This window comes from Psychrobacter sp. T6-1, from assembly GCF_052258445.1.
Genome location: NZ_JBQQFC010000155.1, coordinates 1 through 5,564, shown reverse-complemented (window position 1 = coordinate 5,564; position 5,564 = coordinate 1). Strand labels below are relative to the sequence as shown.

5 protein-coding genes and 1 pseudogene are annotated in these 5,564 nt (G+C 47.5%); 5 read left to right on the top strand and 1 reads right to left on the bottom strand.

Features of this window, described 5'->3' with window-relative positions; translation table 11 throughout:
• Positions 1-1,262: BaiN/RdsA family NAD(P)/FAD-dependent oxidoreductase (locus ACTXGO_RS08950; protein ID WP_443574123.1), on the bottom strand; the 1,262-nt coding region annotated here is incomplete at its 3' end.
• Positions 1,263-1,645: 383 nt separating this feature from the next.
• Here ACTXGO_RS08950 and ACTXGO_RS08945 point away from each other — a divergent pair.
• From ACTXGO_RS08945 to ACTXGO_RS08925, 5 genes and pseudogenes are all read left to right on the top strand, one after another.
• The gene (locus ACTXGO_RS08945; RefSeq protein WP_443574121.1) at positions 1,646-2,524 is read left to right on the top strand and encodes a branched-chain amino acid ABC transporter permease; all 879 of its coding nucleotides are present in this window, start codon (positions 1,646-1,648) and stop codon (positions 2,522-2,524) included.
• A 49-nt stretch (positions 2,525-2,573) separates the two neighbouring features.
• On the top strand, positions 2,574-3,671 hold the full coding sequence (locus tag ACTXGO_RS08940; RefSeq protein ID WP_317199563.1) for a branched-chain amino acid ABC transporter permease: 1,098 nt from the start codon (positions 2,574-2,576) through the stop codon (positions 3,669-3,671).
• Complete coding sequence (locus ACTXGO_RS08935) at positions 3,668-4,435, top strand: ABC transporter ATP-binding protein (RefSeq protein ID WP_317199562.1); 768 nt, start codon at positions 3,668-3,670, stop codon at positions 4,433-4,435. The genes ACTXGO_RS08940 and ACTXGO_RS08935 overlap by 4 nt, the downstream gene beginning before the upstream one ends.
• Positions 4,435-5,277, top strand: coding sequence for an ABC transporter ATP-binding protein (locus ACTXGO_RS08930; protein ID WP_443541146.1), 843 nt, complete (start codon positions 4,435-4,437; stop codon positions 5,275-5,277). Before ACTXGO_RS08935 ends, ACTXGO_RS08930 begins: the two co-directional genes overlap by 1 nt.
• A gap of 3 nt (positions 5,278-5,280) precedes the next feature.
• A pseudogene (locus ACTXGO_RS08925) lies at positions 5,281-5,564 on the top strand (long-chain fatty acid--CoA ligase); the annotation flags it as partial.

The following is a 5,564-nucleotide window of genomic DNA, read 5'->3' as shown; positions in this document are numbered from 1 at the left end:
GCCCAAGCCCACTGAAAGTTATAACCGCCAAGCCAGCCTGTGACATCGAGCACTTCCCCGATAAAGTACAGATCCTCTTGCAATCGGCTTTGCATGGTTTTAGACGAGACCTCATCGGTTTTGATGCCGCCACGGGTGGCCTCAGCGGTGCGATAGCCTTCAGTGCCTGAGGGCTTGATCTGCCAGCCATTGATCGCATTACCGATTGCGCTTAGACGTTCATCTTTGATATTGGCAAGCTCAATGTCTTTGCTATCATCCCATAGCATAGATTGCAGGGCGACCAGTAGCTTTTTGGGTAAAGCGTTATTAGTATTGTCGCTTAAGACCGTACGGATAAGCTGCTTGGGATGAGAGGTTTTGTGCGCGAGGAGTAGGGCAGTGACATCGATATCAGGTAGCAGATTAATAGTGATATTCTCGCCCGTTTCCCAGTAGTTGGAGAGCTGGAGCATGGCAGGACCAGACAGGCCGCGGTGAGTGAACAGTAGCGGCAACTTAAATGAGGTACGCTCATTGCTCGCCACTACGGGCAAGCTAATACCTGCCAAAGCCCGAATCAGCTCGCCTGTTTTATCCGTAAAGGTAAAGGGTACGAGGCTGGCATCAGTGTGAATCAGCGTATGCCCAAATTGCTGCGCCAGCTCATAGCCGAGACCGCTGGCACCCATCGTCGGAATAGATAGACCGCCTGTTGCTACCACTAGTGAGGCACAGCTATATGTATGGCTTGAGGGTTTTACATCGTTTGCGACATCTTTTTTACTGAGTTTTTTACGGGTCATTAGCACAAAGTTGTTAGGTGTGTCATCGATGACAGTCACCTTATCGATTTGTGTATTGATACGTATTTGTACGCCTACCGCCGCACATTCATCTAGCAGCATAGTGACGATATCCTGCGCAGAATTATCACAAAACAGCTGACCGTGCTCGCGTTCGTGATAGGCGATATTGTGCGCCTCAACCATAGCGATGAACTCCCAGCTGGGATAACGGCTCAGTGCTGATTTGCAAAAGTGCGGGTTGTCACTGACAAAATGCTCAGGCTCAACGAAGTAATTGGTAAAGTTGCAACGACCGCCGCCCGACATAAGAATTTTTTTGCCGACTTTATTGGCGTGATCAAGCACCAGTACGCGGCGACCTCTACGACCTGCGGTCAACGCGCAGTACAAGCCTGAAGCGCCAGCGCCAATTATGATGACATCGAATTGGTTATCTGACTTGGCTATTGGCGTTTGGCTTGGCATTTGACTCATGGTGGCAACTTTTAGAATAGGATTAGATAAAGGGTCAAATTATATCATGGTAAGTCATGAGACGTTTAGGCGCGCCTGCTCGCTTATTTCAAGATAAATGCGCTTTATGAAAGATTTAAACAAGCTTTCTCTACTAATGTCATGTTAATGAATAACCCCACCAAATAAACCGATATTCTTTATAGACATCAATAATGAGTTGCTATAGAGTGAAAGTCCTAAGATTATTTGTTACTAGTATTTTAGGTGCTAGCTTGCTGATATCTAAATAATTTTAACTTAAAGAAAATGATATTCTTTAAGAGCACAATCAGAAAGCAGCCTATTTAAATGGCTACTTTAAACAGGGTCACGGATGACAATGTTAAGACAAAAGGGACTTTATGGATATCCTACAACTGCTCATTAGCGGGATTGCTAATGGTTGTATCTATGGGCTATTGGCGCTAGGTTTTGTATTGATTTACAAAGCTTCAGAAGCGGTAAATTTCGCTCAAGGCGATATGCTCATGCTCGGTGCCTTTTTAGGCATATCCTTTATTAATACTGATCAAGCTAACCTTCCTTTCTTATTGGGTATTACCTTTGCTGCCGTTATTATGGGCGCATTTGGTTACTTACTCGATCGCTTTGTACTGCGTGGTATCTTTGGTCAGCCGCAATTTGCTATGGTAATCCTGACCATCTCGCTTGGCTTTTTGATGCGCTTTGTCGCCGGTGTCATCTGGGGACATAGCCCCGTTTCTCTACAGACGCCATTTTCAGGCCAGATGATAGCACTCGGCTCGCTAAGTATCGCTTACGTCGATATCATCATCATCATATCCACCATTGCGTTAACCTCCGTTTTATACTTCTTTTTTGCTCATACCCGGCTTGGCATTGCCATGCAGGCGAGTAGTCAAAATCAGATGGCCGCCTACTATATGGGTATTCCGGTTAAGCGGGTCAATGGTATCGTTTGGGCATTGTCAGGCGTTGTCGCCGCCCTTGCTGGTATATTGTTTGCGGCAAAAGGCGCTATCGAGCCCTCAGTTGGTTTGCTATTTGGTATCAAGGCCTTTGCCGCTGCGGTCATCGGCGGCTTAGGCTCCTTGCCTGGAGCTTTAGCTGGTGGATTATTAGTTGGGATTATAGAGCCCTTTGCAGGTCGCTATCTGCCGCTGGGTTTGAGTCAAATTGCGCCTTATGTGGTGATGCTTGTTGTGTTAATCGTACGCCCGGGCGGTATTTTTTCTCAGGTCAAACAGAAAAAAGTATAGACGCGTTGAGTCAAGGATGACTAAAACATTTCAAGGATGAATACTGCCAATGAAATCCCAGTTTAAACACAGTTACGATCAAGATATCAATATCTTTGAGGATAAAAGCCAGCTTATAAAATATGGTTTGCTGCTTTTGCTCCTGTTAATGGCACCTTGGTTACTTAGTAACTATTACATTAGCGAGCTGAGCGCCATATTGATCTGGTCTATCACAGGTCTTGGTCTGATGCTGTTGACGGGACATACAGGACAGGTCAGCTTAGGTCACGCCGCCTTTATGGCGATAGGGGCATTTAGTCATATGGCGCTAATGGCACGGGGCTGGAATTTTTTCCCCGCTTTGGTTGCCTGCGCGCTCATCACTGGGGTTATCGGCGCCATCATTGCCAGACCGATTCTGAGAACTAGCGGTATCTATTTGGCTATTGCAACCTTAGCGCTCAGTATTATCGTCGAGGATATTGCGATTGTAGCTGAGCCGATTACCGGCGGCATCTCTGGCACCTTTGCCTCTCCGATTAACCTCTTTGGCTACACTATCGATCGCTACATTACGCCAAAAGCTTTTTATTACTTGTGCCTTGCGCTTGTGATACTTGTGACCTTGGGATATATCAATTTGCTTAGAAGCGGTACGGGGCGCTCCTTTTTAGCCATTAGAGATAGCGAAGTCTCCGCCCGCGCGCTTGGCGTCAATGTACCGCAAGCTAAAACTCTTGCCTTTAGCATATCTTGCGCGATTACCGCTATCGGCGGCGCTATGTACGGGCATTTTGTGCAAGCGGTCAACTACGAGAGCTTTACGGTTATTATCTCTATCACCATACTATTACAGATTGTCATCGGCGGCTTGGGTTCCATACACGGGGCGTTTTTTGGTGCCGTCGTCGTGGTCTTATTACCGCAAGTCATTGCAATCTTAGGCGACGTTGTCGGTCAAAGCACAGGCTCTAGCATCACTAGCATCCCTGGTGTCGACACCGCGCTTTTTGCTCTAGTTATCGTGATTATGATCATTTATGAGCCACGCGGCATATACGGTATGTGGATAAAAATACGGACTTGGTTTCAGCTATTTCCACTGTATCGAAAAGGTCTGTTTCGCCGTTCCAAAACTTATCTTAAAACGGAGCGTATGCGATGAGCTTATTACAAGTCGACTCCTTATCTATTGCCTTTGGCGGTGTAAAAGCTGTAGATAACATCAGCTTTGAGGTAAACGAGGGCGAGATATTCACGATTGTCGGCCCCAATGGCGCGGGCAAGTCAACGATTTTTAACTTAATTAGCCGTCTGTACGAGCCGCTCAGTGGTCGTATTACCTTTGATGGTACCGACATTACTAAGCTGCCTGCTCACGATATCGCCAAACTAGGTATCGCCCGTACGTTTCAAAACATTGAATTGTTTGATCATTCAAGCGTGCTACAAAACTTGCTCATCGGTCGCCATTCTCAGCGCAATACCTCGTGGATACAAGATTTGTTGTTTTTACCAAAGGTGCGCCGTAGTGAGCGCGAGCATCGATTGCATGTCGAGAGGATCATCGATTTTTTAGAGTTAGCCCCTTATCGGGATAAGCTGATTGCAGGCTTGCCCTATGGTATTAGAAAGGTTGTCGAGATTGCGCGCGCATTAGCGGCGAACCCCAAGCTTATTTTGCTCGATGAGCCCGCCTCTGGTCTCAGCGTCGAGGAGACATCTGAGATGGCATGGTGGATTGAAGATATGCAAAAGGATCTTGGTCTAACGATCCTAATGGTAGAGCATGACATGAGCCTAGTAAATCGGGTATCAGATCGAGTATTGGCAGTGGCTGAGGGTAAGTTTTTGGCGCAAGGGTCCGCCGCCGATGTACAAGCTAATCCACAAGTTATCGAGGCCTATCTAGGTCAGGAGGGCGCGTGATGTCAACGATTAAAAAGCCGCTATCGTCTGCCGCACCTGCAACCCAGATGAATTTGGTCGACTCTGAGATCAAAAACAACGTGTTAGAGGTGCGTAATTTAGAGTCCGCTTATGGTCCGGTCATGGCGCTGCGAGGCGTGAGTTTGGAGGTGCCAGAAGGCAAAGTCGTCACCATTTTAGGCGCTAATGGCGCAGGCAAAACGACCCTGATGAAAACTGTCTCTGGTGTCATCAATCCCCGTAAAGGCGCAGTATGGTTCCACGGTGAGCGTATCGATGGCATTGAACCTGATCGCTTGGTCAAAAAGGGACTCTCGCACGTACCAGAAGGGCGTGAGGTATTTCCGTTCTTGAATGTCGCTGAGAACTTAGCGATGGGCGCTTATACGCGGCGCGATAAAGGTGAGATACAGCGTGATGTCGAGATGATATATGAGTACTTTCCTATACTCAAAGATCGGCGCGCCCAAGCGGCTGGCACCATGTCAGGCGGTCAGCAGCAGATGCTCGCTATCGGGCGCGGGCTGATGTCACGGCCCTCTCTTATGCTCCTTGATGAGCCCTCTCTTGGACTCTCGCCACTACTGGTGCAAGAGATATTTACGATTATTCGCAGACTTAATAAAGAGCAAGGTGTGACCATTTTGCTCGTTGAGCAAAACGCAAGGGTAGCCTTGGCAGCAGCGGATTACGGCTATGTGCTTGAGACCGGGCGTATCGTTATGGCAGGCTCAGCGGACCAATTGATGCACTCTGATGATATTAAAGAGTTCTATTTGGGACAAACCAAAGACAACACTGCGACAGCCACTCGCTGGAAACGCAAAAAGACTTGGCGATAAGACATGACTACTTCTATTGATACTAATGTTAATGCTAAACGCGATTCTTCGTCTTCTACTACGGCGGTCACTACGATCGCACCTAACCACAGCACCGCGTCTCACGATCAGCCCCGTCATTTATCTGACCAAAACAGCAGTCATGATACTCATAAAAAAATACGTAATGCCCCGTACAATCATGAGCCGCAAATCCTAGAAGGCTGCGATACGTTAAGCAAACTGTGGCGACAAGTGTGCCTCGCGCGGGGCGACAAGATTGCGCATCGCGAAAAAGCCTTTGGCAT

What these genes read in the sequence shown, in the direction of transcription:
- ACTXGO_RS08940 (WP_317199563.1), top strand. Translation starts at nt 2,574, where the DNA reads ATGAAATCCCAGTTTAAACACAGTTACGATCAAGATATCAATATCTTT.
- ACTXGO_RS08935 (WP_317199562.1), top strand. Translation starts at nt 3,668, where the DNA reads ATGAGCTTATTACAAGTCGACTCCTTATCTATTGCCTTTGGCGGTGTA.
- ACTXGO_RS08930 (WP_443541146.1), top strand. Translation starts at nt 4,435, where the DNA reads ATGTCAACGATTAAAAAGCCGCTATCGTCTGCCGCACCTGCAACCCAG.
- ACTXGO_RS08945 (WP_443574121.1), top strand. Translation starts at nt 1,646, where the DNA reads ATGGATATCCTACAACTGCTCATTAGCGGGATTGCTAATGGTTGTATC.